At 71.4% G+C, this 26,200-nt stretch carries 23 protein-coding genes; 15 read left to right on the top strand and 8 right to left on the bottom strand.

The window, feature by feature from the left end; translation table 11 throughout:
* Nucleotides 1–48: 48 nt before the first annotated feature.
* The 4 genes from ACIBK1_RS01445 (at nt 49) to ACIBK1_RS01430 (ending at nt 5,173) form a co-directional block, all read left to right on the top strand.
* Nucleotides 49–2,328: a polysaccharide lyase 8 family protein gene (locus ACIBK1_RS01445; protein WP_396731488.1), complete on the top strand. Its 2,280-nt coding sequence runs from the start codon at nt 49–51 to the stop codon at nt 2,326–2,328.
* Nucleotides 2,329–2,349: 21 nt separating this feature from the next.
* The gene (locus ACIBK1_RS01440) at nt 2,350–3,366 is read left to right on the top strand and encodes a small ribosomal subunit Rsm22 family protein (protein ID WP_396731486.1); all 1,017 of its coding nucleotides are present in this window, start codon (nt 2,350–2,352) and stop codon (nt 3,364–3,366) included.
* Nucleotides 3,367–3,525: 159 nt separating this feature from the next.
* Nucleotides 3,526–4,824 carry a PP2C family protein-serine/threonine phosphatase gene (locus tag ACIBK1_RS01435; RefSeq protein ID WP_396731483.1) on the top strand — a complete coding sequence of 433 codons (1,299 nt, stop codon included), beginning with the start codon at nt 3,526–3,528 and terminating at the stop codon, nt 4,822–4,824.
* Complete coding sequence (locus tag ACIBK1_RS01430; RefSeq protein ID WP_357321827.1) at nt 4,814–5,173, top strand: STAS domain-containing protein; 360 nt, start codon at nt 4,814–4,816, stop codon at nt 5,171–5,173. Before ACIBK1_RS01435 ends, ACIBK1_RS01430 begins: the two co-directional genes overlap by 11 nt.
* Nucleotides 5,174–5,192: 19 nt before the next feature.
* On the opposite strand, the gene ACIBK1_RS01425 is transcribed toward ACIBK1_RS01430, so the two are convergent.
* On the bottom strand, nt 5,193–5,516 hold the full coding sequence (locus tag ACIBK1_RS01425; protein ID WP_156080893.1) for a hypothetical protein: 324 nt from the start codon (nt 5,514–5,516) through the stop codon (nt 5,193–5,195).
* Nucleotides 5,517–5,625: 109 nt separating this feature from the next.
* Nucleotides 5,626–6,048, bottom strand: a complete 423-nt coding sequence (locus ACIBK1_RS01420) for a hypothetical protein (RefSeq protein ID WP_396731480.1) — start codon at nt 6,046–6,048, stop codon at nt 5,626–5,628.
* Nucleotides 6,049–6,264: 216 nt separating this feature from the next.
* Between ACIBK1_RS01420 and ACIBK1_RS01415 the strand changes: the two genes are divergently transcribed.
* Complete coding sequence (locus ACIBK1_RS01415; RefSeq protein WP_363423280.1) at nt 6,265–7,104, top strand: SMP-30/gluconolactonase/LRE family protein; 840 nt, start codon at nt 6,265–6,267, stop codon at nt 7,102–7,104.
* On the opposite strand, the gene ACIBK1_RS01410 is transcribed toward ACIBK1_RS01415, so the two are convergent.
* From ACIBK1_RS01410 to ACIBK1_RS01400, 3 genes are all read right to left on the bottom strand, one after another.
* On the bottom strand, nt 7,076–7,519 hold the full coding sequence (locus ACIBK1_RS01410) for a hypothetical protein (protein WP_396731477.1): 444 nt from the start codon (nt 7,517–7,519) through the stop codon (nt 7,076–7,078). The genes ACIBK1_RS01415 and ACIBK1_RS01410 overlap by 29 nt on opposite strands.
* On the bottom strand, nt 7,509–7,868 hold the full coding sequence (locus ACIBK1_RS01405) for a hypothetical protein (protein WP_396731474.1): 360 nt from the start codon (nt 7,866–7,868) through the stop codon (nt 7,509–7,511). The genes ACIBK1_RS01410 and ACIBK1_RS01405 overlap by 11 nt, the downstream gene beginning before the upstream one ends.
* A gap of 117 nt (nt 7,869–7,985) precedes the next feature.
* On the bottom strand, nt 7,986–10,259 hold the full coding sequence (locus tag ACIBK1_RS01400) for a family 43 glycosylhydrolase (RefSeq protein WP_396731471.1): 2,274 nt from the start codon (nt 10,257–10,259) through the stop codon (nt 7,986–7,988).
* A gap of 221 nt (nt 10,260–10,480) precedes the next feature.
* Between ACIBK1_RS01400 and ACIBK1_RS01395 the strand changes: the two genes are divergently transcribed.
* The 8 genes from ACIBK1_RS01395 to ACIBK1_RS01360 all read left to right on the top strand — a co-directional run bounded on the left by ACIBK1_RS01395 (nt 10,481) and on the right by ACIBK1_RS01360 (nt 19,177).
* On the top strand, nt 10,481–11,656 hold the full coding sequence (locus ACIBK1_RS01395) for an ROK family transcriptional regulator (RefSeq protein ID WP_030507857.1): 1,176 nt from the start codon (nt 10,481–10,483) through the stop codon (nt 11,654–11,656).
* Nucleotides 11,656–12,456 carry an ABC transporter permease gene (locus ACIBK1_RS01390; protein WP_197042588.1) on the top strand — a complete coding sequence of 267 codons (801 nt, stop codon included), beginning with the start codon at nt 11,656–11,658 and terminating at the stop codon, nt 12,454–12,456. Before ACIBK1_RS01395 ends, ACIBK1_RS01390 begins: the two co-directional genes overlap by 1 nt.
* Nucleotides 12,453–13,238: an ABC transporter ATP-binding protein gene (locus tag ACIBK1_RS01385; RefSeq protein WP_396731468.1), complete on the top strand. Its 786-nt coding sequence runs from the start codon at nt 12,453–12,455 to the stop codon at nt 13,236–13,238. Before ACIBK1_RS01390 ends, ACIBK1_RS01385 begins: the two co-directional genes overlap by 4 nt.
* Nucleotides 13,235–14,230 carry an aliphatic sulfonate ABC transporter substrate-binding protein gene (locus ACIBK1_RS01380; protein WP_396731465.1) on the top strand — a complete coding sequence of 332 codons (996 nt, stop codon included), beginning with the start codon at nt 13,235–13,237 and terminating at the stop codon, nt 14,228–14,230. The genes ACIBK1_RS01385 and ACIBK1_RS01380 overlap by 4 nt, the downstream gene beginning before the upstream one ends.
* Nucleotides 14,227–15,696: a sulfatase-like hydrolase/transferase gene (locus ACIBK1_RS01375; protein ID WP_231513872.1), complete on the top strand. Its 1,470-nt coding sequence runs from the start codon at nt 14,227–14,229 to the stop codon at nt 15,694–15,696. The genes ACIBK1_RS01380 and ACIBK1_RS01375 overlap by 4 nt, the downstream gene beginning before the upstream one ends.
* Entirely contained in the window at nt 15,693–17,126 is a 1,434-nt protein-coding gene (locus ACIBK1_RS01370; RefSeq protein ID WP_036406416.1) for a sulfatase family protein, read from the top strand. The genes ACIBK1_RS01375 and ACIBK1_RS01370 overlap by 4 nt, the downstream gene beginning before the upstream one ends.
* Complete coding sequence (locus ACIBK1_RS01365; RefSeq protein WP_030507863.1) at nt 17,126–18,037, top strand: formylglycine-generating enzyme family protein; 912 nt, start codon at nt 17,126–17,128, stop codon at nt 18,035–18,037. The genes ACIBK1_RS01370 and ACIBK1_RS01365 overlap by 1 nt, the downstream gene beginning before the upstream one ends.
* Nucleotides 18,038–18,172: 135 nt before the next feature.
* Nucleotides 18,173–19,177: an ATP-binding protein gene (locus ACIBK1_RS01360; RefSeq protein ID WP_396731461.1), complete on the top strand. Its 1,005-nt coding sequence runs from the start codon at nt 18,173–18,175 to the stop codon at nt 19,175–19,177.
* Between the two features lie 10 nt (nt 19,178–19,187).
* Here the strand turns inward: ACIBK1_RS01360 and ACIBK1_RS01355 are convergent, their stop codons facing one another.
* Genes ACIBK1_RS01355 through ACIBK1_RS01345 form a run of 3 tightly spaced genes read right to left on the bottom strand, consistent with a single transcriptional unit; the run spans nt 19,188 to nt 22,329 of the window.
* Entirely contained in the window at nt 19,188–20,090 is a 903-nt protein-coding gene (locus tag ACIBK1_RS01355) for a carbohydrate ABC transporter permease (RefSeq protein ID WP_081903513.1), read from the bottom strand.
* A 2-nt stretch (nt 20,091–20,092) separates the two neighbouring features.
* The gene (locus ACIBK1_RS01350; RefSeq protein ID WP_030507866.1) at nt 20,093–21,007 is read right to left on the bottom strand and encodes a carbohydrate ABC transporter permease; all 915 of its coding nucleotides are present in this window, start codon (nt 21,005–21,007) and stop codon (nt 20,093–20,095) included.
* Nucleotides 21,008–21,009: 2 nt separating this feature from the next.
* A complete protein-coding gene (locus tag ACIBK1_RS01345) occupies nt 21,010–22,329 on the bottom strand; it encodes an extracellular solute-binding protein (RefSeq protein ID WP_051761677.1) in 1,320 nt (439 codons plus the stop codon).
* Nucleotides 22,330–22,712: 383 nt separating this feature from the next.
* On the opposite strand from ACIBK1_RS01345, the gene ACIBK1_RS01340 reads away from it, so the two are divergent.
* On the top strand, nt 22,713–25,148 hold the full coding sequence (locus ACIBK1_RS01340) for a beta-xylosidase/alpha-l-arabinosidase (protein ID WP_396731458.1): 2,436 nt from the start codon (nt 22,713–22,715) through the stop codon (nt 25,146–25,148).
* Nucleotides 25,132–26,157 (top strand): LacI family DNA-binding transcriptional regulator, encoded by a 1,026-nt coding sequence (locus ACIBK1_RS01335; protein ID WP_076439235.1) that lies wholly within the window; start codon nt 25,132–25,134, stop codon nt 26,155–26,157. The genes ACIBK1_RS01340 and ACIBK1_RS01335 overlap by 17 nt, the downstream gene beginning before the upstream one ends.
* The last annotated feature ends 43 nt before the right edge of the window (nt 26,158–26,200 follow it).

Genomic DNA, 26,200 nt, shown 5'->3' with positions numbered 1-26,200 from the left:
CTGCGTGGAAGATCGAGGAAAGGGAGGAATCGCGCGGATAATCTACGCGTGAACGGACCTTCCCGGCGATTATTTCTCCAGCTCGGCGGGCTCGCCGCGGTGGCCGCGGCCTGCGCTCCCCGTCGTCCGGCCGACACCGGGACCTTCACCCCGTTGCGCCGCCGATGGCGGGAGGTCACCCTCGGCTACCCGGGGACGTTCGACCCGGAGCGGGAGCCGTACCGGACCCGGCTGGCGCGGCTGGGCGCGGAGGCCGCCCGGCACCGCGACGCGATGACGCCCGCACGCGGGTCGCTCTGGCCCGACCTGCCCTTCCCCTCGCTCGACGCCACACCGGCCCGGTTGCGGGCGATGGCCCACGCGTACGCGCTGCCGGGCACCGGGCTGACGGCGGAGCCGGGCCTCGGCACGGCGGTCGCCGAGGGCATCGAGCACTACGTGAGGCACGTGTACGCCGCGGACGCCGAGCAGACGGGCAACTGGTGGGACTGGCAGATCGGGACGCCCAGGGCGCTGCTCGACGCGGCCGTGCTGGCGGCTCCGCACCTGACGGACACCCAGGTCTCCGCGCTGTGCGCGGCGGTGGACGCCTTCGTCCCGGAAAGCCGCCTGGACGACTACGAGGGCAACAGCACCGGGGCGAACCGAGTCGATCTGTGCACGGTGACGCTGCTTCGGGCGATCGCCGGGGCCGACCCCGATCGTGCCGCGCTCGCGGCCTCCGCGCTCTCCCCGGTGTTCCCCTACGTCACCGAGGGCGACGGCTTCCACCGCGACAGCTCGTTCATCCAGCACGGCTCCGTGCCCTACCAGGGCGGGTACGGCGCGGTGCTGCTGACCGGCCTCGCGACGCTGTTCGCCGTGCTGCGCGGCACACCGTGGGAGATCACCGACCCGGCGGCGCGCACCGTCCTCGACGCCGTGGACCGGGCGTTCGCGCCCTTCGTCCACGACGGCGCCTGCATGGACCTCGTCCGCGGCCGGGGCGTCGGCAGGCAGTCGTACGGCGACCACCGGAGGGGCAGGGAGATCGCCGCGGCGGTCCTGCTGCTGGCCGAGACCGCCCCGGACGCCGAGCGGGCCCGCTGGCGGGCCATGGTCAAGGGCTGGGCCGTGCGCGACACCGCCAAGCCCATGCTCGGGGTGGCGGCACAGGGCGACCTCGCGTTCCACGCGCGTCTGTCGGCGGTGCTCGACGACGCGACCGTCCCGGCCGCCGCCGAGCCCGTCGGGCACCGCCTGTTCCCCATGAGCGCGCGCGCCGTCCACCGCAGGCCCGGCTGGTGCGCGGCGGTCAGCATGGCCTCCTCCCGCGTCGCGCACTACGAGCACGGCAACGGCGAGAACCTGCGCGGCTGGCACACCGGCTCCGGGATGCTCTACTGGTGGGCGCGCGGACACGGCGACCACTACTCCGACGCCTTCTGGCCCACCGTGGACCCCTACCGGCTGCCGGGGACGACGGTCTCCACCCGGAGGCTGCCCGACGGCGCGGGCGGCGCGTGGGGCGACACCCGCCCGCCGGCCGAATGGGTGGGCGGCGCGACCGACGGGGTGTACGCCGCCGTGGGCCAGCACCTGTTCGGCCTGGAGAGCACGCTGGAGGCGTTCAAGTCCTGGTTCTTCCTCGACGACGCCGTGGTCTGCCTCGGCGCCGGCATCACCTGCCGCGACGGCGTGCCGGTCGAGACCGTCGTGGACAACCGCAGGACCGGCGCCCGGCTCACCGTGGCGACCGGATGGGCGCACCTGGACGGCCACGGCGGTTACGTCGTGCCCGCCGGCCAGGCGCTGCGCACGCTGCGCGAGGACCGCACGGCCGCGGGGGTCACCCGGGCCTACGCGACGCTGTGGCTCGACCACGGGGTGCGTCCCAGCGGGGCCGGTTACGTCTACCTCCTCATGCCGGGGGCGGGCCCGGCCGAGACCGCCGCCCGCGCCGCCGATCCCGGCTGGGCCCGGGTGCTCGCCAACACCCCGGCACAGCAGGGGGTCGAGGTTCCGTCGCTGGGCGTCACCGCGGTCAACTTCTGGACGGGCGGGCGGGCCGGGGGAGGCGCGGGCGGCCTGACGGCCTCCGACGCGTGCGCGGTCCTGGTGCGCGACCTCGGCGACGGCACGGCCACGGTGACGGTGGCCGACCCCCGGTGCGCTCTCGACGGGCTGACGGTGACGTGGGACCGGCCGGTGGCGGCGGTCACACGCGGGCACCCGCTCCTGGACCGCGCGGAGACCGGCGCCCGGCTCACGCTCACGTTCGCGGGGACGGCCGGCCACGAGGGCGCCTCCTGCACGGTGACCGTACGGCTGGGCGCTGCGGCGGCGTGAGCGCGTGTCATCATGAACGCCGTGCCCACCCTGCCTGACGACCTGGACGACGCGCTGGAAGCGTCGCTCGGACGCTTCCCGATCGCCGACCTGACGCGGAGCGTCCAGACGCTCATCCGGCAGTATCGGGAGGGCTTCGACCGGAGCGTGCCCGCGCTGGGCTCGGAGGTCGCGGTCGCGGCGTACGCCGGCTATCGCATGCCGGCGACCTACAGCGCGGTGCGCTCCGCGCTGCGTCAGGTCGCCCTGCGGGCCCCCGGCTTCGCGCCGGAGACGCAGGTTGACGTGGGCGGCGGCACGGGCAGCGCGCTGTGGGCCGCGAGCGCGGTCTGGCCGACGTTGCGCACGGTCACCGTCCTGGAGCAGTCGCCCTCCGCCATCGCCTTCGGGCGCCGGCTGGCCGGTCGCGCGCCCGCCGCGGCCGTACGCGAGGCGCGCTGGCAGCAGGCGTTCGTCGACAGGAGCGCGCCCACCCCGACGGCCGACCTGGTCACGATGTCCTACGTGCTCGGCGAGCTGTCGCCCGCCGTCCAGGAGGACGTGGTCGGGTCCCTGGCACGGGGAGCGGCCCGCGGCGCGGCCATGCTGGTGATCGTCGAGCCCGGCACGCCCGCCGGGTACGCCCGGATCGCGGCGGCCCGGCGGCTGCTGGCCGCGTCGGGCCTGCACGTGGTCGCCCCCTGCCCGCACGACGGCGAGTGCCCGATCCGCCCGGACCAGGATTGGTGTCACTTCGCGGTCCGCCTCAACCGCACCGCCCTGCACCGGCGGGTCAAGGACGGCACGCTGAGCTTCGAAGACGAGAAGTTCTCCTACGTCGCGGCGTCGGCCCGGCCGTGGCCGCGAGCGGAGAGCCGGATCCTCCGCCACCCCCTCAAGCGCAAGGGGCTGGTGACGCTGCGCCTGTGCACGATGGAGGACGGACTGGCCGACCGCGCGGTCTCCAAACGGCAGGGCGAAATCTACCGCGAGGCGCGCGACGCCGTCTGGGGCGACGCCTGGCCGCCGCCCGCCGATCAGTCGCGTCCTCCCGAGTGAGTCCGGGCGGCCGGGGAAGCACCAGTTCGACCGTTTCGTAGGATGGGGCAAATCATCCACCGGCAAAGCGGACCCCCCGAGGCCCCGGCCCGAGACCCCGGCCCGGTGTGACGGAAGGAGCTCGACGTCAGCACCGTCGACGAAGCGTCCGGCAGGCCGATGCCGCTCGCCTCCACCACCGAGGCGAGCCGTCTCGCGGCCGTGCGCCGCTACGCGGCCCTGGAGACCGCCTCCGGCGCCGCGTTCGACCGGGTGGCCGCCCTGGCCGCGCGAATCTTCCGCGCTCCCTTCGCCACCGTGACCATCGCCGGCGACGACACGGTCCGCGTCATCGCCGCGCACGGGCTGCCACCGCGCCGCGGGCTCGTCGAGAGCCTGTGCGAGGCGGCCGTACGGCACGGCGGCCCTTACGTCGTCCAGGACGCGCGGCTGCACCCCCACGCGGCCGGAGACCCGGCGGTGCACGGTGAGCCGGGCATCCGCTTCTACGCCGCCGCGCTGATCACGACGCCCGACGGCGAGGCGCTGGGCAGCGTCAACGTCATGGACGTCCACCCCCGTGAGGCCGGGGACGAGGAGCTCGCCTGCCTGCGGGACCTGGCCGGCCTCGTCATGGACGAGCTCGAGGTGCGGCTGGCCACGCACCGCACGGTCGAGGTCGAAAGGGAGCTGCGGGCGGGCGCGGAGCGGCTGGCCCGCACCCTCCAGCGCACCCTGCTGCCGCCGGCGCTGCCCCGGGTGCCCGGACTGCGCGCGGCCGCCGCCTATCACCCCGTCTCGGCCGACGAGGTGGGCGGCGACTTCTACGACCTGTTCCCCCTCGACGGCGACCGGTGGGGGTTCTTCCTCGGCGACGTCTGCGGCAAGGGCGCCGGCGCGGCCGCGCTGACGTCACTGGTCCGCTACACCCTGCGCGCCGCGGCCGTCTACGACGCCGATCCGCACGCGGTGCTGGCCAATCTCGACGCGGTCCTGCAACAGGAGCACGCGGGCGGCGACGCCCCGGCGCCGTACTGCACGGCGGTCTTCGGGGTCCTGCAGCCCGACGGCGACGGGTTCGGGGTCACGCTCGCCACCGGGGGGCATCCCCCGGCGCTGGCGGTGCGGGCGAACGGCGCCGTCGAGCCCATCCACCCGGCCGGGGGGCAGCTGATCGGCATCCTGCGCAATCCCCACTTCGCCCAGGTGAGCGCGCGCCTGAACGCCGGTGACGCGCTGCTGCTCTACACCGACGGCCTCACCGAGGCGCGGACGCCGTCCGGCTCGATGCTCGACGAGGACGGGCTGACCGCCTATCTCGCCGCCGCCGGGCCCACGAGCGCGGACGACCTCCTGACCACCGTGCACGACCTGATCACGGCCCTGGGCAAGGGGGTGTCGGACGACACCGCGGTCCTCGCCCTCTCCGTACCGCCAGCAACTCGAACGCCGTCCTCCGGGAGTCTCGGTGCAGCATGACAACGGTCTGACCGTCAGCCTCCAGTCGCCCAGCTCCGGTCCGCGCCTGCTGATCGTGGCCGGCGACCTGGACCATCACACCACTCCACGACTACGGGCGGCCCTGGAGGGGGTCGAGTTCGGCCCCGGCGCCGGCCTGGTCGTCGACCTGTCCGGCCTGACCTTCTGCGACTCGACCGGCATCGCCACGCTGGTCGCGGCCCACCAGCGCGCCGCCGACGCGGGCGCCGCCCTGCTCCTGGCCGGTCTGGACTCCGACATCGCCCGCGTCTTCCAGATCATGGGCCTGGACCAGCTGCTCTCCTTCTACGACAGCCCGGAAGAGGCCGTACGCGCGCTGAGCAAGTGAGCAGGGGCGGGCCGCGCGGCTACAGGGGCGCGGCGACGACGACGGCGATGTTCTGCTGGATGTCGCAGTTCCTGGTCCGGCGGCAGAAACCGTCCGCCACGCTGGTCGCCCCGCCCGCGGTGCTGGCCGCCGTGTGCTGGTGGCCGCGATTGCGGGTGGGGCTGTCCAGGTAGACGATGTTCCGGTTGCGCGTGCCGTTGCCGACGGAGGCCGGGCCGTCCCCGTCTCCCCGCCCGGCCCGCGCGAACGCGGGAGCGGTGAGCAGGACCTGCGCGGCGGCGGCCGCGACGAGGACGACGGCGAACAGCGGGACACGCCCAGATGCGCCGCGTGAATGAAGCATCGCCACCGCCCGTCCGCCCGGAGTCTCGTCACACCGTAGCCTCCGCCCGGGCCCGGCCGGCGTTCTCCGGCGTCCGTGTCCCGCCAAGTTCTCGCCGGTTCGCCGTGCGTCAGCGTCCGTTGATCACGGTGCCGCTCGTCCTGGGGGAGCTCTGGTTGCGGCCCCGCAGATTCTGGGACCCCCTGCAGCCGGGCCGGTGCATGCAGTTGGAGGCCTGCGTGTTGACCGACGCGTCCACGCCGGTGATGAGCTGCTGTGTTCCCGACATGTTCCGCTGGCTGCCGGAGAGCAGGGAGCTCAGGTTGTTCTGACCGTTGTTGATCACGTACCTGGAGTTGGCGCCGTTTCCGCCGCCGCCACCCGGTCCCCGGCCCGTGGCCGCGCCGGCGGTCGTGGGGACGAGGACGAGGCCCGCGCTCGTGACCGCGAGCGCGGTCAGCGCCAGCAGTCGCGCCGCCGGGCGGGTGAGCGCGTGCCGCCCCCTGTCGTGAGCCCTGTCGTGAGCCCTGTGACGAGCACTGTGACGAGCCATGTTCTCCTGCGCCTTCCCCGTCGTCCGTGATCCGTCAGCGCGGACCTGCCGGGCATCTACCCCCGCAGGACGCGCCGGTCACGGTCGCTGAACGAGGATTAGGACCTCCCAGCGGAACGATCTCCGTTGTGCTCTGATCCCTCGCCGGCGAGAAGCAATCGGAAACTGTCGTAGCGGCCGCGTATTGTCCGATCGACGCGGCGATGGGAGTCTTCGATGACGGAAGTGCGCACATGGCTCACCGGTCTCGGGCTGGTCGAGTCGCCGCGCTGGCACGACGGCCGCCTGTACTTCTCCGACTGGACGGCGCACGAGGTGATCGCGCTCGACCTGGACGGCACGCACGAAGTGGTGGCCCGGGTGGACTCGCTTCCGCTCTGCACGGCCTGGCAGGCCGACGGACGGCTGGTGATCGTCGATTCGGCGCGGGGGTTGCTGCAACGGCTGGAACCCGACGGCTCGCCGGCGACCCTGGCCGACCTCACCGGTCTCGGGCGCAGCTGGAACGACATCGTCATCGACGGCCGTGGCAACATCTACGTCAACCGCATCGGTTTCGACATGGCCACCGGTGAGGCGTTCGCCCCCGGATACGTCGTGCACGTCGGCCCCGACGGTTCGGCACGCCAGGTGGCGGACGATATCGCCTTCCCCAACGGCATGGCCGTGACGCCGGACAATTCGACGCTGATCGTCGCCGACTCGTACGGCAACAGGCTCATCGCCTTCGACATCGAGGCGGACGGTGGCCTGTCCGGTCGCCGGGTCTGGGTCGAGACCGGCGAGGACCACCCCGACGGCATCTGCATCGACGCCGAGGGCGCGGTCTGGTACGCCGACGTCGGCAACAAGCGCTGCGTCCGGATCCGGGAGGGCGGTGAGGTGCTCCAGACCGTCGAAGTCGACCGGGGATGCTTCGCCTGCACACTCGGCGGCAAGGACGGGAAGACGCTGTTCATCGTGGCGGCCGAATGGCGCATGCCCGAGATGGTGCCACCCGGGACCGGGCAGGTGCTCTCGACCGAGGTCACGGTGCCCGGCGCGGGTTGGCCGTAGAAGTCCGGCGCCTGGGCGCCGACCCGCTGTCCCGCCGGGTTCGCACTCGAGAAGAGCGGACCACGTCGCTCTGCCGGTCGGACGCCCGCACCCGCTGCGTCAGCTCGCAGAGGCGCGACCGCCGGCGGCACATGATGCTCTGCGCGTTCGCCAGGCCGCCGACCCCGACCGTCCTCTGGTGGATGCCGGTCCCGCTTCGCGCGCTGCCCACCGTCAGCTGGCTGACGTTGCGAATCCCGTTGCCGAGGCGGACGGTGGCGGTGTTGCCGTTGCGGTCGCCGCTCCCGGCCGCACGGGCGACCGCCGCGTGGGCGACAGCCGCCTGCGCGGCGGGGGCGGGCGGCAACGCGGCGAGCGCCGTCGCCACGGCCGCCGCCAGGGCGATACCGCCGCGCATCAGCGGTTCACCGCCCACGCCGGGGAGCGTCGTCCGACGGGCCGCGTGCGCCGATGTTCTGCGACAGCGCACAGAGCCGGCCGCGCGGTCGGCACAGGCCGCCCTGCACGCTGCTGAGCCCGCCCACATCAGCGGAGAACTGGTGGAGGGCGCCGCGCAGGTGCGTGCTGCCCATCGCCACCAGGTTCCGGTTGCCCGAGCCGTTGCCCACGCGTACGGCCGAGCGGTTCCCGTTGCCGTCACCGGCCACCACGGCGTACGCGTCCACCGGTGCGAGGGCCAGCACGACGGCGAGCGTGACCGCGACCGGCGCGTGCCGTCGCGGCGGACGGCCGGGGGATCGCGTGAGGGCATGGATGATCGGCATCGACGTGCCTCCTACCCCGCTCGCGGGCCCGTGTCCCGGCTCCGGCGGAAACCGCAGCGGATCATTCCCCGCCCGTTGAGCGGCCGCCCCCTGGGTGAAGGGGCGGCCGGTCGCCGGTTATCGGCTGGTCACCTCGTACGTCCGCAGGTAGTCGAACGTCGCGGTGGCGCCTGCCGCGTTCATCGAGATCAGGCCGATCCGCACCGGCCCGGTGCGCGGGAGCGACCAGGTGCCGCCCCAGGTCCAGTGGGTGCCGTCGGTGCTCGACGCCATCCGGACGTCGTGCTCGCCGTTCTCCTGGTCGTAGTGGTAGACGAGCCGCAGCCAGGTGGTCTCCGCGACCGGGCCGCCGAACATGGGCGCGTTGGCGACCGCGGTGGGCGGGGTGGTGCCGGGGCGCGGGCCCTCCTTGCCGAACTCGGTCTGGTGGAGCACCGCGCCGTTGCCCTGGTTGAGCGGCAGGATCGAGTGGGTCAGCTTCAGCCACCGGTCGTCGTTCTCGTACAGCAGCAGACCGGCCTGCTGGTTGCCCTTCGTGCCGTCGAAGGTGAGCTTCGTCTCCACGGCGAAGTCGCCCTGCGGCGCGTCGCGGAGCAGGATCGACGCGGTGTTGTTGCCCAGGTACAGCTCGGCGTTCTGGGTCGGCCAGACCAGGGAGCCGTTCGACAGGGTGGCCGACGGGTTGCGGACCTTCGTCCAGCCGGTGGGCGAGCCGGCGCCGTCGAACTCGTCGGAGTACGCCGGGAGCAGCGTGCCCAGGACGGGATCGGGCACCCGCTCGGTTACCGGCCGGTACAGCGGAGCGGCGCCCACGTTGTCGGCGTCGGCGGCGCCGCGCGTGGTCACGCCGATGGCACCCGAGGTGGGCGCGCCGTCGGGCAGCGTCATGGAGACCGTCGCCAGCGGGTCCCCGAGCCGGTCGGCCGACACCGACACGACCAGCGCGTTCCCGCGCCGCTCGGCGGCGACGTTGTGCCAGGAGCCGTAGTCGAACGAGGACGGCAGCGGGCTGCTCGCCGTCGTCGTCCTGCCGCGCGCCTTGGCCGTGACGACGAGCTCGCCGCGCTCGCGGTCGAGCCACGCGGTGATGTCCTTCGAGCCGTTCTCGCGGGTCACGACGAGCCCGGCGGCGGCGCCGCCCTCGCCCAGCCGCAGGTCGGCCTCCACGCGGACGTCGCCCTGGACCCGGTCGTCGCTGAGCTCGCTGGTCACGCCCTTGCCGGTGAGGTGGCCGAGCGAGTCGGGGTCGGAGGCGAGCTTCCACGGCCCGGTCCACCCGTCCTTGCCCTCGTTGAACGTGCCGCCCACGGTCCACGCGGTGACCGGCGCCGGCTGCTCACCGGTGGACGGCCCGGCCCCGGCCCGTACGACCGGCCAGCCGTCGATCCAGTCGAGCCGGTCGATCATGAGGGGCCGCCGGCTCAGGTTGCCGATCGTCGTGCCCCACGTCGTGGTGACCGGCCCGAACTCGGGGGCCGACGAGGGGATCGCGTGGTAGACCAGCCAGTCCTGCCCGCTGAGGTCGGTCTGGACGGCGTTGTGCCCCGGGCCGGCCCAGCCGTTGCCGTTGGCCGCGAGGACGATGCCGTCCTTGCTGGTCAGATCCATCAGATCGACGCCGGTCGGCGTGGTGAACGGCCCGAGCGGGCTGCCGGAGCGGCCGACCTTGACCGTGTAGCCGCTGAACGCGCCGTCGCAGCACCCGGCGTCGGAGTAGAACAGGTAGTACTTGTCGTCGCGCCGGACGACGAAGCCGCCCTCCATGCGCCGCCCGCGGGCGATCTGCGTGACCGGGCCGGTGACCTCGGTCGCCTCGGCGTTCATCTTCGCGCCGCAGATCGTGTCGTAGCTGCCCCAGTAGAGGTAGTTGTCACCGTTGACGTCGGTGAACATGGCCTGGTCGATGTTGCCCGTCGGGCAGCCGCTGCCGCCCGCGGGGACGATCATGCCGTGGTCGGTCCAGGGCCCGGTCGGGCGCGGGCTGGTCGCGAGCCCGACGCCGCCCGTGGAGAGCGCGTACGTCAGGTGGTAGGCCCCGTTCACATACCGGATGTCCGGCGCCCAGGGGCGCGTGCCGTTCGGCCACCACGAGGGGTGGTCGTCTCCGGTGTAGACGTCTCCCGCGTACGTCCAGTGCACCATGTCGGGGGACGTGAGCATCGGCAGGATGTGCTCGTTCTTCCCGTCGATGGGGTTCGTGGTGCCGTAGGCGTACCAGAGGCCGTCTTTGCCGCGGATCATCGTGGGGTCGGGGAAGGTCTGCACCGCCCCGGCGCTCACCGGGTTGGTGTAGGTGGGGCCGGACGCCGCCTGCGCTGTTGCTGCCTGAGCGGGGGGCATCACGGCCACGGAGGACGCGAGGAGTAAGGCTCCGATCACCAGTTGTCTCACGGCGAGCACCGTAGACAGGCGAAATTTTTCCGTCGAGACGTCGTCAGAATCCCCTGTCCCACCCGCCTCAGCGGCCTCCGGCCGGTGCGGCAGGATGCCTGGGAGCTTGTCGAGGAAGCGTCCGCGCTGGTCAGAGGTTTTCGTCAAGCTCCCGGACAGATTCATCGATTCTTTTTGTCGGATGGTTGACGTAAAAAACAGACGAACCTTAGGTTTCCAGCGTGTCAACGACCTCCAACGGCGTGCATGCCCTCGTGCGCCGCTCCCATGAGGAGCGGGTGTTGCGCGTGCTCCGCCAGAACGGCGCGCAGAGCCGTAACGAGATCGCGGCCAGGGTCGGCCTGTCACGCACCACGGTCTCCGAGATCACCAGCGATCTCCTCGGCCGCGGCGCCATCCGCGTCGTCGACACCGACGCCGTGGAACGCGTGGGCAGCGGCCGGCCGGCCGAGCGGCTCGCGCTGGACCCGGCCTCGGGCCAGTACATGGGCGTCGACTTCGGCCACCGCCGCGTGAACGTCCTGGTGGCCGACGCCGCGCACGACATCATCGCGTCGGGGACCGCCCGCTACGAGGAGTCGGCGCAGTGGCCCGAGCGCCTCGACGCCGGGCTCGCGCTGATCGACCGGCTGAGCGCGGAGACCGGCGTCCACTACGGGGCGCTTCAGGCGATCGCCGTCGGCGTGCCGGGCTGGGGCGACCGATCGAGCGCCGACGGAGTGGCGGAGGTGTTCGCCACCCGCTTCCACGCCGGCGTGATCGTCGACAACAACGTGCGCTTCGCCGGGCTGGCCGAGGCCCTGCACGCCCAGTCCGACTCCGTACGCGACCTCATCTACCTGCGCCTGTCCGACGGCGTCGGCGGAGGCCTCGTGGTGGGCGGGCAGCTCGTGAAGGGCGCCAACGGGTACGCGGGGGAACTCGGCCACGTGACCGCCGTCCCCGGCGGCGCGCGGTGCCGCTGCGGCAAGAACGGGTGCGTGGAGACCGTCGCGTCGGTCCCCGCGATCCTCGGGCGGTGCCGCGAGCTCGGCGTGCCCGTGGACACGCTGGACGACCTGAAGGCGGCGGTGGAGATCGCTCACCCGGTCGTGGACCAGGTGCTCCGCGAGGCCGGCACGGCGGTCGGCCGGGTGCTCGGCACGGCGGCCATGACACTCAACCCCGACGAGATCGTGCTCGGCGGCGAGATCATCCAGGTCGCTCCTGCCCTGCTGCGTCAGGTCGCGGACACGGTCACCTACGAGCTGTCGTGGCGCACCGACGCGGCGCCCGTGATCCGCCCCGCCCTGCTCTCGGACGACGGCGGGGCGCGCGGGGCCATCGCGGCCCTGTTCCACGAGTCCCCCCTGCTCGCCGGATACGAAGCGAACGTCACGACGGACGGAGGCCGATAGTGGCCGTGACCAGTGCGGGCGCCACGAGGGACGGCAACGCCCCCGCCCGGCCGCGCAAGAACCGGACCTTCCTGGTCCTCAACATCATCTCGATCGTGGCCGGAATCGCGATCTGGTGGGGGTTGTCTCTGGCCGGTCTCCAGTTCCCCACGCCGGCCGAGGTCGTCTCGGCCGCCTGGAAGATGATTCAGGACGGCACGCTCGCCACCGACGTCGGAGCCTCACTCGGGCGCGTGCTCGCCGGGTTCGCCCTCGGCTCGCTCGCGGCGGTGATCGTCGGCTTCGCCATGGGCTGGTACACGGTGGCCCGCGGCCTCTTCGAGCCGTGGATCCAGTTCTTCCGCACGATCCCGCCGCTGGCGATGCTGCCCCTGGTGCTCGTCCTGATGGGCATCGGGGAGAGCCCCAAGATCTTCGTCATCTTCCTGGCGGCGTTCCTGTCCTGCGTCATCTCCACCTACCAGGGCGTGGTGAACGTGGACAGGACGCTCATCAACGCGGCGCGGGTGCTCGGCGCAGGCGACGGGACCATCTTCGGCCGCGTCGTGGTGCCGGCCTCGACGCCGTTCATCCTCGTGGGCATGCGGGTCGGGCTCGGCTCGGCCTGGGGCACGCTGGTGGCCGCGGAGCTCCTGGCCGCGCAGGCCGGGCTCGGCCACCGGATGCAGAGCGCGCAGCTCTACTACGACCTTCCGACGATCTTCGTCGGCATCATCGCGATCGGGGTCCTCGGCCTGATCATGGACCGGCTGCTCATGATCGCCGGCAACAAGCTGACGGCCTGGCAGGAGAACCGATGAGCACTCCCAAGATCTCCGTACGCGACGTGCAGAAGGTCTTCCCGGTGGGGAAGGAGCCGTTCGTCGCGCTCGGCGGCGTCTCGCTGGACATCGCCGACAACGAGTTCGTGACCGTGGTCGGCCCCTCCGGCTGCGGCAAGAGCACGCTGCTCAACATCCTCGCCGGGCTGGAGCAGCCCACCGGCGGCGCCGCGCTGGTGGACGGGAAGCCGGTCACCGGCCCCGGCCCCGAGCGCGGCGTCATCTTCCAGCAGTACGCGTTGTTCCCGTGGCTGACCGTCCGCGAGAACGTCGAGTTCGGCATGCGCACCGCGAAGGTCCCCAAGGGGGAGCGGCGGGAGCGGGCAGAGCACTTCATCCGCCTTGTCGGCCTTGAGCAGTTCGCCGACGCGCTGCCCAAGACGCTGTCGGGCGGCATGAAGCAGCGCTGCGCGATCGCCCGTGCGTACGCCGTGAACCCGTCGATCCTGCTCATGGACGAGCCCTTCGGCGCCCTGGACGCGCTGACCCGGGTGCGCCTCCAGGAGCAGCTCCTGGAGACCTGGAGCAAGGAGCGGCGCACGGTCATGTTCATCACCCACGACGTCGACGAGGCGGTGTTCCTCGCCAACCGGGTGGTCGTCATGGCCGCCAGGCCGGGCCGCATCGCCGAGATCATCGACGTCGATCTCCCCTATCCGCGCGACGAGGACATGCGGCTGAGCCCCGAGTTCGGGGCGCTGCGCAACCGCGTCTGGCATGCGGTGTACCACCAGCGGCAGATCAAGGAGCCCGCGCAATGAAGAAGACACTCCTGGCCGCCGCGGCGGTCGTCGTGGCACTGTCGGCGGCGGCCTGCGGGTCGGACGACTCCGCCGGGTCGGGCGGCGCGGGCGGCGCCACCCACGTGAACTTCGGTTACATCGCCGACTTCAACGGCGCGAGCCTGCTGGCCGTCGCCGACAAGCAGGGCCTGTGGAAGAAGCACGGCGTCGACGCCAAGGTCAGCGTGTTCACCAACGGCCCGCTGCAGATCCAGGCGCTGGGCACCGGCGACCTCGACTTCGGCTACATCGGCCCCGGCGCCATGTGGCTGCCCGCGTCCGGCAAGGCCAAGGTCGTCGCGCTGAACACGCTCGGCAACGCCGACCGCGTCATCGCCCAGGCAGGCATCACCTCGCTGGAGGGCCTGAAGGGCAAGACGATCGGCGTGCCCGAGGGCACCTCCGGCGACATGATCCTCACGCTCGCGCTGAAGAAGGCCGGGCTGACCAAGGACGACGTGAAGATCGTCCCGATGGACGCGTCCACCATCGTGTCGGCGTTCACCTCCAAGCAGATCGACGCGGCCGGCTTCTGGTACCCGGCCATCTCGACGATCAAGAAGACCGTCCCCGACCTGGTCGAGCTGGCCAAGAACGAGGACTTCGCCGACACCGTGTCGTTCCCGACCGCGTTCGTCGGCGGCAACGACGTCGTCGCGAACGAGAAGGACAAGACCGAGAAGGTCATCGGGGTGCTGCGCGACGCCATCCAGTACCGCAGCGAGCACCTCGACGAGACCGTGGCCGCGACCGCCGAGATGCTGAAGCTCCCGGCCGACCAGGTCAAGGCCGACGCCGCCAACTCCAAGGTGCTGTCGCTCACCGACCTGGACGGCTACAGCAAGGACGGCACGATCGAGAAATGGCTGAGCGGGATGGGTGACTACTTCGTCGGCGCGGGCAAGCTGCCCTCGGCCGTGGACCCGAAGACGTACTACACCGGCGATCTGTTCACGGGCGCCGCCAAGTGAACGTTCTGTTCCTGATGACCGACCAGCACCGGGCCGACACCCTGGGCGCGTACGGCAACCGCCTCGCCGCCACTCCGGTGCTGGACGAGCTGGCCCGGACCGGGACGCGATTCGACCGCTGGTACACCCCCACCGCGATCTGCACGCCGGCGCGGGCGAGCCTGCTCACCGGGCAGGCGCCGTTCAGGCACAAGCTGCTCGCCAACCACGAGAGGAACGTCGGCTACATCGAGGACCTGCCCGACGACCAGTGGGCCTTCTCCACGGCCCTGCGCGACGCCGGGTACAACTGCGGGCTCATCGGCAAGTGGCACGTCGGGCACCACCGGCGGGCGGCCGACTTCGGGTTCGACGGGCCGGACCTGCCGGGGTGGCACAACCCCGTGGACCACCCGGACTACCTGGACTATCTCAAGGCGAACGACCTTCCGCCGTACGAGATCCACGACCGCATCCGCGGGACGCTGCCGAACGGCGGGCCGGGCAACCTGCTCGCCGCGCGGCTGCGCCAGCCGGTCGAGGCGACGTTCGAGCACTACCTCGCCACCCGGGCGATCGAGATGCTGGAGCGGTACGCCGCAGAGCCGAAGCCGTTCTTCCTGCAGCTCAACTTCTTCGGCCCGCACCTGCCGTACATCGTGCCGGACGAGTATTTCGACATGTTCGACCCGGAGCTGGTCGAGCTGCCCACGTCGATCGCCGAGACCTTCGCCGGCAAGCCGCCGGTGCAGGCCAACTACAGCGCGCACTGGACGTTCGACACCATGCCGTTGGAGGTGACGCGCAAGCTCATCGCGGTCTACTGGGGCTACGTCGCGCTCATCGACATGGAGATCGGGCGGGTCATGGACGCCATGCGGCGCCTCGGCCTGAACGACGACACGGCCGTGTTCTTCACCTGCGACCACGGCGAGTTCACCGGCGCCCACCGGCTGCACGACAAGGGCCCGGCCATGTACGAGGACATCTACCGCACGCCCGGCCTGCTGCGGATCCCCGGCCAGGAGCCCGGGGTCGTCCGCACCGAGTTCGTCAGCCTGCTCGACTGCACGGCGACGATCCTGGAGCTGGCCGGGATCGACCCCGCCCCGGCGGTCGACTCGCGCAGCCTCGTGCCGCTCGCCTCCACCGGCGAGGTGCCGTGGGAGCAGGACATCGTCTGCGAGTTCCACGGCCACCACTTCCCGTACCCGCAGCGGATGATCAGGACCGACCGCTACAAGCTGGTCGTCAACCCCGACTCGACCAACGAGCTGTACGACCTGTTCACCGACCCGGACGAGCTGCTCAACGTCTACGGCCACCCCGAGATGGCGGAGGTGCGCGGACGGCTCATGCGGCGGCTCTACCAGGTGCTGCGCGACCGGGGGGACAACTTCTACCACTGGATGACCTCGATGTACGACGTCGGCGACGTCTCCTACGACCCGACGCTGAGCGGGCTGGACGAGGCGACCTACCGGTGAGCAGGCGTCCGAACATCGTCATGATCCTGACCGACGACCACGCGTCGCACGCGGTCGGCGCGTACGGCTCGGTCGTCAACCGGACGCCGCGGATCGACGAGATCGCCGGCCTCGGCGTCCGGTTCGACAACTGCTTCGCCACGAACGCGCTGTGCTCGCCGAGCCGGGCCAGCATCCTGACCGGCACGTATTCGCACGTCAACGGCGTCTCGACGCTGGTCACGCCGATCGACGCGGCGCAGCCGACGTTCGTGAGCCAGTTGAAGGCGGCCGGATATCGCACCGCGATCGTCGGCAAGTGGCACATGGGGGACGGCCCGGGACACAACCCGCAGGGGTTCGACTACTGGGACGTGCTGATCGAGCAGGGGGAGTACTTCGACCCGTCGTTCCTGTCCGAGGAGGGCCTGCGGACCGTACCCGGCTACGCCACGGACCTCATCACGGACATGGCGCTGGGCTGGGCCGGCTCGCTCGACGGCGACGATCCCTACTGCCTGCTGATCTACCACAAGGCGCCGCACCGCCCCTGGGAGCCGGACGACAAGCACGCCGGGATGTACACCGACCCCATTCCTGTTCCGTCCACGTTCGACGACGACTACGCCACGCGCTCGTCGTCCGCGCGGCGGGCCGCCATGCGGATCGCCGAGCACCTGAACGCCGAGGACCTCAAGCAGGACCCGCCCGAGGGGCTGTCGTACGAGGAACTGGCGCTGTGGAAGTACCAGCGCTACATGGAGGACTACCTGGCCGTCGTCGCGTCGGTGGACGACAACGTCGGCCGGGTGGTCGACTGGCTGCGCGAGCGCGGCGACTTCGACGACACGCTGCTGATGTACTGCTCCGACCAGGGCTTCTTCCTGGGCGACCACGGATGGTTCGACAAGCGGTTCATGTACGAGGAGTCGCTGCGGATGCCGCTCGTGCTGAGCTACCCGCGGCGCATCCCGTCCGGCCAGGTCCACACCGGGATCGTCACGAACGTCGACTTCGCGCAGACCGTGCTGGACGCCGCCGGGGTGCCGCACCATCCCCGGATGCAGGGCCGCAGCTTCCTCGCCGACCTGACCGGCGAGCCGGGCCCGCCTCCCGCGGAGGGCATGTACTACCGCTACTGGGAGCACGACGACGTCTTCCACAAGGCGCCGGCCCACTACGGCTACCGGACGTCCCGCTACAAGATCATCTATTTCTACAACGACGGCATGGGCATCCCCGGCACGGGCGCGTTCACCTACCCGGGTGAGTGGGAGCTCTACGACCTGGAAGCCGACCCGGAGGAACTGCGTAACGTCTACGACGACCCGGCCTACCGCGAGGTGCGCGAGGAGATGAAGATCCGCATGTGGCACGCGCAGGCGGCTCTCGGCGACGAGCCGCATCCCAGCCAGCCGGTGCCCCAATCACTGGAAAGCACGGGAATCTGATGTCCTGCTGCACGCCCGCCACGCCCGGGCGGCCGTTGGAGCCCGTCCGTTTCACGGCGCACGGGTTCCACGGGATCGAGCAGGTGCGCCTGCCCGGCGGCGGGTTCCTGATGGGCGACGCCACCGGCGACGGCAACCCCGGCGACGGCGAGGGGCCCGTGCACGCGGTCACCGTGGCGCCGTTCTCGATCGACGCCACGACCGTGACGGTCGCGGACTTCGCCGCCTTCGCCGACGCGACCGGCTACCGCACCGAGGCGGAGGAGTACGGCTTCTCCGCCGTCTTCCACCTGGCGATGCGCGCCCACCCCGACGACGTGATGGGACCGGTGCCCGGCACCCCCTGGTGGGTGGGCGTGCGCGGCGCCGACTGGCGGCACCCCGCCGGGCGGCTGTCGCAGGCCGAGCCCGACCATCCCGTGGTCCACGTGAGCTGGAACGACGCCATGGCGTACTGCTCGTGGGCGGGCCGGCGGCTGCCCACGGAGGCCGAGTGGGAGTACGCCTCCCGGGGCGGCCTCGACGGCGCCCGCTACCCCTGGGGAGACGACCTGCCTCAGGACGAGTGGCGGGTCAACATCTGGCAGGGCGTCTTCCCCACGGAGAACACCCTGGACGACGGCTACCTCACGACCGCCCCGGTGCGCACGTTCGCGCCCAACGCGTACGGGCTGTGGCAGACGGTGGGGAACGTCTGGGAGTGGTGCGCGGACTGGTACGCGCCCGACTACTACGTCTACTCACCCTCGGACGACCCGCGCGGTCCGCTGCGCGGCAGGGCCCGGGTGCTGCGCGGGGGCTCGTTCCTGTGCCACGACTCCTACTGCAACCGCTACCGCAACTCGGCGCGGTCGTCGAACACCCCCGACTCCTCAATGGCCAACGCCGGGTTCCGCACCGTATCCCTGTGACCAGGGGATCCTGACCCTTCCAGCGCTGCGACGCCCGCGCTGCCCTCCTACCTTCAGCAGGCGCTCAGCCCGCTGAGCTACGCGAAGCAACAGACCCGCACCCGGTTGATCCTCTGCGGCAGCGCGTTGACCACCATGGCGCAGCTGCTCTCCGGCGGTGCGCCCCTGCGTGGCCGTGCCGGTATGGAGCTGGTGGTCCGCCCCTTCAGGTTCCGAGAGGCCGCGGCGTTCTGGGGGGTCCGGCACGATCCGGAGCTGGCGTTTCGACTGCACGCGCTGCTCGGTGGAACCCCGGCCTATCTGGAGATGAGCGGGGGATCGGGGCCCGCAGGAGTAGCGGAGTTCGACCGCTGGGTGCAGCGGCGCCTGCTGAACCCGGCCTCCGCGATGTTCCGCGAAGGCGGCCTGCTGCTCCGGGAGGAGCCCTCGATCGCCGATCCGACCTCGTACTCGGCCACGTTGAGCGCGATCAGCGCCGGCAACCATCGGCGTTCGGAGATAGCGGCGGCGCTGGGGCGTCCGAGCAGTGCCCTCGCCCATCTGCTGGCCGGCCTTGAGGACATCGGGCTGATCGAGCACATCGACGATGCCCGGCGGGGCAAGCGCAGTGTCCACCGCATCGCCGAGCCCGTCGTGCGCCTGCACCAGCTCGTCATCCAACGCCACGAGGCCGAGCTGGTCGCCGGTCGGGCCGAGCGCGTCTGGAAGGCCAACGCGGACACCGTCGCCTCGCAGATCTACGGCGCGCACTTCGAGGACCTCGCGCGGCAGTGGTGTTTCGAGCACGCCTCACCGGACACCCTCGGCGGGGTGGCGAGCACGGTGCGTCCGACGGAACTGCCGTGCCGGGAGCACCGCCGGGGGCACGAGCTCGACGTCGTCGTCACGGAGTCCGTCTCGTTCGCCGCCGACCGGATCATCGCGATCGGGGAGGCCAAGGGCACCGAGGCCCCTGTCGACGTCGCTCAGCTGGAACGGCTGGAGCACCTGCGCGGGCTGCTGCCCAGCGGCAAGGTGGGCGCTCTGCCCAAGCTGCTCCTGTTCGGGCGCTCGGGGTTCTCCTCCGCGCTGGCCCGCCTCGCCGACAGACGGCCCGACGTCGAACTCGTCGACCTGGGCCGTCTGTACGGCGGAGCGTGAGACCCTGCGGCTACTTGCCGAAACCGGCGGTCAGGCCGCTGAGCAGCTGACGGCGGCCGACCGTGTAGAGGATCAGCATCGGCAGGATGGTCAGCACGACGGAGGCCAGCACGGCGGGCACGTTCACGCCGTACGGTCCGCCCTGGAACGCCGCCAGCGCCAGCGGCAGCGTGCGCTTGTCGGGGCTCTGGGTGAGGATCAGCGGCAGCAGGAACCCGTTCCAGACCTGCAGCGCGTTGTAGATCGACACCGTCACCACGGCGGGCCGCGTGAGGGGGAAGGCCAGGCCCCACAGCGTCTTCCACTCGGTCGCGCCGTCGAGCCGCATCGACTCGAACAGTTCCTTCGGCACGTCCCTGATGAAGTTGGACAGCACCAGCACCGACAGCGGGATCGCGAAGGCGATCGATGGCAGGATCAGCGCCGTCAGCGAGTCGTAGAGCTGCATCTTGATGATCAGCAGGTAGACGGGGATCACCGTCGCCTGCAGGGGGATGGCCAGGCCCATGAGGAACAGCGAGTTGACCCCGCGCAGGAAGCGGCTGGCGCCGCTGCTCCGGACGATCGCGTACGCCGCCATGAACGAGAACAGCACCGACGGGATCACCGTGCCGATGGCGACGATGATGCTGTTCAGGAAGTACAGCGGGAAGTCCATCTCGATCACGAGCCGGTAGTTGTCCAGCGTCGGATCACCGGGCGGCGCGAACGGGTTGGTCAAGTAGTAGTTGGACTGCGTCTTCAGACTGGTGACCACGATCCAGTAGATCGGGATGAGCACCACGGCCAGCCACAGCCAGCTCACCAGCCCACCCAGCCAGTTCGGGCGCTGCCGGCTCTTCGCCGGACGGCGTCCGTGCGCCCCGGACGTGGCGGGGCGCTTGGCCGCCCTCGATGTGTGGGTCACGGTCACGGTCAGGCCCCTTCCAACTGACTGGCGTAGGGGTCGCGGCCGCCGATACGGCGTAGCAGCAGCGCCAGAGCGAGGCCCACGAGGACGAGGATGACACCGATCACACAGGCCGCTCCCATGAGGTTGGCCTGGAAGCCGCGCTTGTACATGTCCAGGGCGAGCGCGCGGGTGGCGTCACCGGGACCGCCCTCGGTCAGCACGAAGATCAGGTCGAAGAAGGTCAGGGAGCCGACGAGCATCAGCGTCGAGGACGTGATGATCGTGTACTTGAGCTGCGGCAGCGTGATGCTGAAGAACATGCGGACGCGCCCCGCCCCGTCCAGCTCCGCGGCCTCGTAGAGCGAACGCGGAATCTGCCGGACGCCGCCCTGGTAGAGGAGCGAGTGGAACGGGATGTACTGCCACGACACCACGAAGATCACGACGCCGAAGGCCAGGCCGGGTTCGCCGAGCCAGTCCTGGGTGAGGAAGTCGAGGCCCAGCCCGGCGCCGAGCCCGAAGTTCGGGTCGAGCAGCGCCTTGAAGGTGATCGCGATGGCCGCGGAGCTGAGCAGCAGCGGGATGAAGTACAGCACCGCGAGCAGCTCGCGGTAGCGCTGGCGGCCCGCCAGGAACACCCCGATCAGGATGCTGGCCGGGGTCTGGAAGGCCCAGGAGAGCAGCATGATCAGGAACGTCACCCACAGCGCGTGGGGCAGGCCGGGGTCGGTGAGCACCTGCCGCCAGCTTTCGAGCCCGGTCAGCTGGATCTCGCCCAGCGTGTCCCAGGACGTGAAGCTGAGCAGCAGGACCCCGACGAGCGGAATCAGCGCGAAGACGGCGAAGGCCACCAGGGCCGGCAGGGCCAGCCATGGCAGGACGCCGCCGCCGCGCGTGGCGGCGGCGGACGACGTCCTTCGAGCGGAGATAGCAGACATGCTTACTTACCGATGACCGCGTTCATGTTCGAGGCGAACTGCTGCGGCGAGATCGACAGCTGGAACAGCTTGGCGATGTTGTCGAGCAGCACCTCGGCCGCGGTCGGGCTGAGCGCCTGGTCCCACGACTGGGCGAACACCTTGGCGTTGCTGGAGACGCCGTAGATGAAGTTCAGGAACTCCGCGTCCTTGGAGCCGGCGAACAGCTTGTCGGAGCCCTTGACGATCGGGACGCCGCCGGTGCCGACCCAGTCCTTCTGCTCCTGGTCGTCGAGCACGCCGGTGGCGAAGAACTTCTTGGCGATCTCCTTCTGCTCGGGCGTCGCCTTGGAGGAGATCGACAGGTACTGGCCGGGGTTGCCGACGGTGTTGGTCGGGTCGCCCTTGCCGCCGTCGACCCCCGGGAAGTTCATCCAGCCGAGGCCGCCGCTGGAGACGATGTCGCCGCCCTGCTCCTGCTGGATGCCGTACGACCAGCTGCCGTGCAGCATCATCGCGGCCTTGCCGGTGTACAGCAGCGCCTGGTCGGCGTTGGAGTCGGCGGTGACCGAGGAGAAGCCCTTGATGAAGGCGTTGGCCTTGATGAGCTCCTGCATCTTGGTCAGGGCCTCGATGGAGGCGGGGTTGTTCCAGGCGTCCTTCTCGCCGTCGAAGACGGCCTGGAACACCTCGGGACCGCCGATGCGGTCGAAGAGGAACTCCAGCCACATCATGTTCGTCCAGCGCGACTGGCCGGCCAGGGAGAACGGCGCGACGCCCGCGTCGTTGAACTTCTTCACCAGGTCGAGGATGTCGCCGTACGACTGCGGCGGCTGCGCCCCGACCTTCTCGAAGACCTTCTTGTTGTAGAACAGGACGATCGGCTGCACGGTCTCGCACGGCATCGCGTAGATCTTGCCGTCGATCGTCGCGGCGCCGAAGGCGCCGGGGAACAGCCGGTCCTTCACGGCGGCGTTCTCTCCGAACCACGAGGTGAGGTCCTCGACCTGGCCGGCCTGCACGTAGCTGCGCAGACCGCCGCCGCCCCAGCCCCAGATGATGGTGGGCGCCTGGTTCGCGCCGATCGCCGTCTTGATCTTCGTCTTGTACGCGTCGTTCTGGATCGTGGTGATCGCGATCTGGCCGCTGGGGTTGGCCTTGTTGAACCGCTCCACCGACGCGGTGCGGGGGGCCTCACCGGGCGGACCCTGGAGGAACCAGTAGGTGGCCTTGCCCGCGCCACCACCGCTGCCGCCGGCGGCACCGCCACCGGCGCCTCCGCCGGACGGGGCCGGGCCGGACGTGCCGCAGGCCGCCAAGGCGGCACCGAGGGGGAGGCCCATGGAAAGGCTGAGGAAAGTGCGGCGGGATGGTGTCCTGGACTCCACGCTGATCTCCGTACGTCGAACGCCGAGGCTGGCCGCGGCTCGTTGAAAAATACTCGGACGCGGCGGGGGGCGACGTGGATCGGCACCCCGGTGCCACTGTCCACTCCTTCTTGAAGTCAGCTCGTTCGAAACATTTCGACACAAGCCGCGTGGCACGCCAATCTAGATTTGCGATACCTCACTGTCAAGAGCGCTCTCACGACCCCCCCAGGTCAACGTGAGGCGTGTGTAAAGTACCGACGAACAGGCGTCACCTCGGAGATCACGGTCGACCGAAAGATTAGCGATAGAACCGCTCACGACGCCGAAATGTTTCGAAACCTTTTTGAGGAGAGCAGATGACGGCCCCAGATCGGACGCACGCGGCGGACGGGACGCTCCGGGTGTGGCAGGACCCGGCACTTCCCGTGGCCGACCGGGTCGAGGCCCTCCTCGCCGAGATGACGCTTGAGGAGAAAATCGGCCAGCTCGGCAGCCGGTGGATCGGCAACGACATGCAGTCCCCGGAGGAGGTGGAGCCCGATAACGCGCACAACGTGGCCCCGATGCAGGACGTCTTCGCCGCCTCGGGCACGGTGCCCATCGAGGAGGCCGCACGCCACGGGCTCGGCCACCTGACCCGGGTGTTCGGCAGCGCTCCGTTGACGGCGGTTGAGGGCGCGGCGGAGGTGGTGCGGCTGCAGCGCGAGGTGGTGAAGCAATCCAGGCTCGGCATCCCGGCACTGGTGCACGAGGAGTGCCTGACCGGTTTCACCACCTATGGCGCGACCGTCTACCCGGCGGCCATCGCCTGGGGCGCGACCTTCGACCCCGAGCTGGTGGAGCGGATGGCCGCCGCCATCGGCGGGGACATGCGGGCCGTGGGCGCCCACCAGGGCCTGTCGCCGGTGCTGGACGTGGTGCGCGACTACCGCTGGGGCCGGGTCGAGGAGACCATGGGCGAGGACCCGTACCTCGTCGCGACGCTCGGCTCCGCCTACGTGCGCGGTCTGGAGAAGGCCGGGGTCGTCGCCACGCTCAAGCACTTCGCCGGTTACTCCGCCTCCCGCGCGGCCCGCAACCACGGCCCGGTCCCGATGGGCCGGCGCGAGCTGATGGACATGATCCTGCCGACGTTCGAGACCGCCATCGCCGAGGGCGGCGCGCGCTCGGTCATGAACTCCTACTCGGACGTGGACGGCGTGCCCGCCGCCGCCGACCCGTGGCTGCTGACCGAGGTGCTGCGCGACGAGTGGGGGTTCACGGGCACCGTCGTCTCGGACTACTGGGCGATCGCGTTCCTCGCGAAGATGCACCAGGTCGCCGCGGACCACGAGGAGGCCGGGGTGCTCGCGCTGACCGCGGGCATCGACGTCGAGCTGCCCGACACGCTCGGCTTCGGCGGGCACCTGGCCGAGCTGGTGCGGCGGGGCGAGCTGCCCGAGGAACTGGTGGACCGGGCCGCGCGCCGCCTGCTCACCCAGAAGGTGCAGCTCGGGCTGCTCGACCCGGACTGGACCCCGGAGGGGTCGGTGGCCGGCGCGGACGCCGTGGACCTCGACTCGCCGGCCAACCGGGCGCTGGCCCGCGAGCTGGCCGAGCGGTCGATCGTGCTGCTCGACGCCGGCGACGCGCTGCCGCTGCTCGGGGAGGGACGCCAGGGGCCGCGCCGGGTTGCCGTGGTCGGGCCCTGCGCCGACGACCCGCGCACGTTCATGGGCTGCTACGCCTTCCCCAACCACGTGCTGCCCCGTTATCCGAACCTCGGGCTCGGCCTGGAGGCGCCCAGTCTGCTCGACGCGCTGCGGGCCGAGCTGCCCGACGCCGAGATCGTCCACGAGCGGGGCTGCGACTGGCGGGACCAGGACCGCTCCGGTTTCGCCGCCGCGGTCGCGGCCGCCCGCGAGTCCGACCTGTGCGTGGCCGTCGTCGGCGACCTCGCGGGGCTGTTCGGGCAGGGCACCTCGGGCGAGGGCTGCGACGCCGAGGACCTGAGGCTGCCGGGAGTCCAGGAGGATCTGCTGGTCGAGCTGGCCGCCGCCGGCACGCCGCTCGTGGTGGTCGTGGTGTCGGGCCGGCCGTACGCGCTGGGGCGGGTCCGCGAGGGGGCCGCCGCGCTCGTCCAGGCGTTCATGCCGGGCGAGGAGGGCGGGGCGGCCATCGCCGGCGTCCTGTCCGGCCGGGTGCAGCCCAGCGGGAAGCTGCCGGTGCAGATCCCGCGGACCCCGGGCGGGCAGCCGGGCACCTACCTGCAGCCGCCGCTGGGCTCCGACAGCCACGGCATCAGCAACCTCGACCCGACCCCGCTGTTCCCGTTCGGCTACGGCGCCTCCTACACCACCTTCGAGGTCGGCGACCTGGAGATCAGCGACTCCGAGGTCTCCACGGACGGGGAGTTCACCGTGTCGGTGCGCGTGCGCAACACCGGCGGCCGCGCGGGTGAGGAGGTCGTCCAGCTCTACCTGCACGACGTGCTGGCGCAGGTGACCAGGCCGACGCGGCAGCTCACCGGGTTCGCCCGGGTGCGGCTCGAGCCCGGTGAGAGCGCGCGGGCGACCTTCACCGTGCACGCGGACAGGACCGCCTTCACCGGTCGCGACCTGCGGCGGATCGTCGAGCCCGGCGACATCGACGTCTACGTCGGCGCCTCCGCTTCGGACCTGCCGTGTCAGGGCCGGGTGCGGCTGACCGGCCCGCTGCGCCACGTCGGCCACGACCGGCGGCTCGTCACCCCCGCGGACGTGCGACCGGCCGTAAGTCCCGATCAGGGAGGAACAGATGCCGCCCAGTCGTAGGCGGGCCACTCTCGCGACGGTCGCGGCCTCGGCAGGGGTGTCGGTCGCGACCGTGTCGAAGGTGCTCAACGGCCGCAGCGACGTCGCCCCGGAGACCCGTTCGCTGGTGCTGTCGCTGCTGGAGCAGCACGACTACGTCGCGCCGCCGCAGCGCCGGGGTGAGGCGGCGCCCGACACGATCGAGGTGGAGTTCGACGCGGACCTCAACGCGTACTCCACCGAGATCGTCCAGGGCGCGGTGCAGGCCGGCGCCGATCTCGACGTGGCCGTGGTGGTGAGCATCCGGCGCAACGCCGACCGCACGGGAGGGTGGGCGCGCGACCTGGTCGCGGCCGGACGGCGGGCGCTGGTCGCCGTCACCGGCGAGCTGACCGCCGGGCAGCTCACCGCCCTGGCCAGGGCACGGCTGCCCCTGGTCGTGATCGACCCGCTGAACCTGCCGAGGGCCCGGGTGACCAGCGTCGGCTCGACGAACTTCGCCGGTGGCATGGCCGCGACGCAGCACCTGCTCGCGCTCGGCCACCGGCGCGTCGCCTACCTCGGCGGCCCGGCGACCGCGGCGTGCAACCAGGCCCGGCTGCACGGCTACCGGGCCGCCATGGAGGCCGCGGGCGCGCCCGTCCCGCCCGGGTACGTGCGGACCGCGACTTTCCACTACTACGACGGCGTGACGGGCGGGGCGGCCCTGCTGGACCTGCCGGAGGCGCCTACGGCGATCTTCGCGGGCTGCGACGACATCGCCCTCGGCGTGCTGGAGGCGGCCAGGGCCCGGGGGCTGCGCGTGCCCGAGGACCTCAGCATCGTGGGCTTCGACGACACGCAGATCGCCCGGATGGCCTCGCCGCCCCTGACCACCGTACGGCAGCCGCTGCGGGAGATGGGCGCCGTCGCGGTGCGTACGGCGCTGCGCCTGGCGGCCGGGGAGCAGGTCGAGTCGCATCACGTCGAGCTCGCGACGGAGCTGGTGGTGCGCGGCTCGACCGCCCCCGCGGCGCACACTGGAGGGTGAGGCCCCCCCAGGGGGAAGCAATCGGCCGGCGCGAACGTTGCAT

Origin of the sequence: Microbispora rosea (assembly GCF_044460045.1) — a bacterium.
In the GTDB taxonomy this organism is placed as follows: domain Bacteria; phylum Actinomycetota; class Actinomycetes; order Streptosporangiales; family Streptosporangiaceae; genus Microbispora; species Microbispora rosea.
This window is presented reverse-complemented; position numbering and strand designations above follow the sequence as displayed.

Coding starts and splice junctions, on each gene's coding strand:
- ACIBK1_RS01340 (WP_396731458.1), top strand. CDS start 22,713: ATGACGGCCCCAGATCGGACGCACGCGGCGGACGGGACGCTCCGGGTG.
- ACIBK1_RS01425 (WP_156080893.1), bottom strand. CDS start 5,516: ATGCTTCATTCACGCGGCGCATCTGGGCGTGTCCCGCTGTTCGCCGTC.
- ACIBK1_RS01380 (WP_396731465.1), top strand. CDS start 13,235: ATGAAGAAGACACTCCTGGCCGCCGCGGCGGTCGTCGTGGCACTGTCG.
- ACIBK1_RS01420 (WP_396731480.1), bottom strand. CDS start 6,048: ATGGCTCGTCACAGTGCTCGTCACAGGGCTCACGACAGGGCTCACGAC.
- ACIBK1_RS01385 (WP_396731468.1), top strand. CDS start 12,453: ATGAGCACTCCCAAGATCTCCGTACGCGACGTGCAGAAGGTCTTCCCG.
- ACIBK1_RS01435 (WP_396731483.1), top strand. CDS start 3,526: ATGCCGCTCGCCTCCACCACCGAGGCGAGCCGTCTCGCGGCCGTGCGC.
- ACIBK1_RS01345 (WP_051761677.1), bottom strand. CDS start 22,329: ATGGGCCTCCCCCTCGGTGCCGCCTTGGCGGCCTGCGGCACGTCCGGC.
- ACIBK1_RS01335 (WP_076439235.1), top strand. CDS start 25,132: ATGCCGCCCAGTCGTAGGCGGGCCACTCTCGCGACGGTCGCGGCCTCG.
- ACIBK1_RS01365 (WP_030507863.1), top strand. CDS start 17,126: ATGTCCTGCTGCACGCCCGCCACGCCCGGGCGGCCGTTGGAGCCCGTC.
- ACIBK1_RS01350 (WP_030507866.1), bottom strand. CDS start 21,007: ATGTCTGCTATCTCCGCTCGAAGGACGTCGTCCGCCGCCGCCACGCGC.
- ACIBK1_RS01415 (WP_363423280.1), top strand. CDS start 6,265: ATGACGGAAGTGCGCACATGGCTCACCGGTCTCGGGCTGGTCGAGTCG.
- ACIBK1_RS01360 (WP_396731461.1), top strand. CDS start 18,173: ATGGCGCAGCTGCTCTCCGGCGGTGCGCCCCTGCGTGGCCGTGCCGGT.
- ACIBK1_RS01405 (WP_396731474.1), bottom strand. CDS start 7,868: ATGCCGATCATCCATGCCCTCACGCGATCCCCCGGCCGTCCGCCGCGA.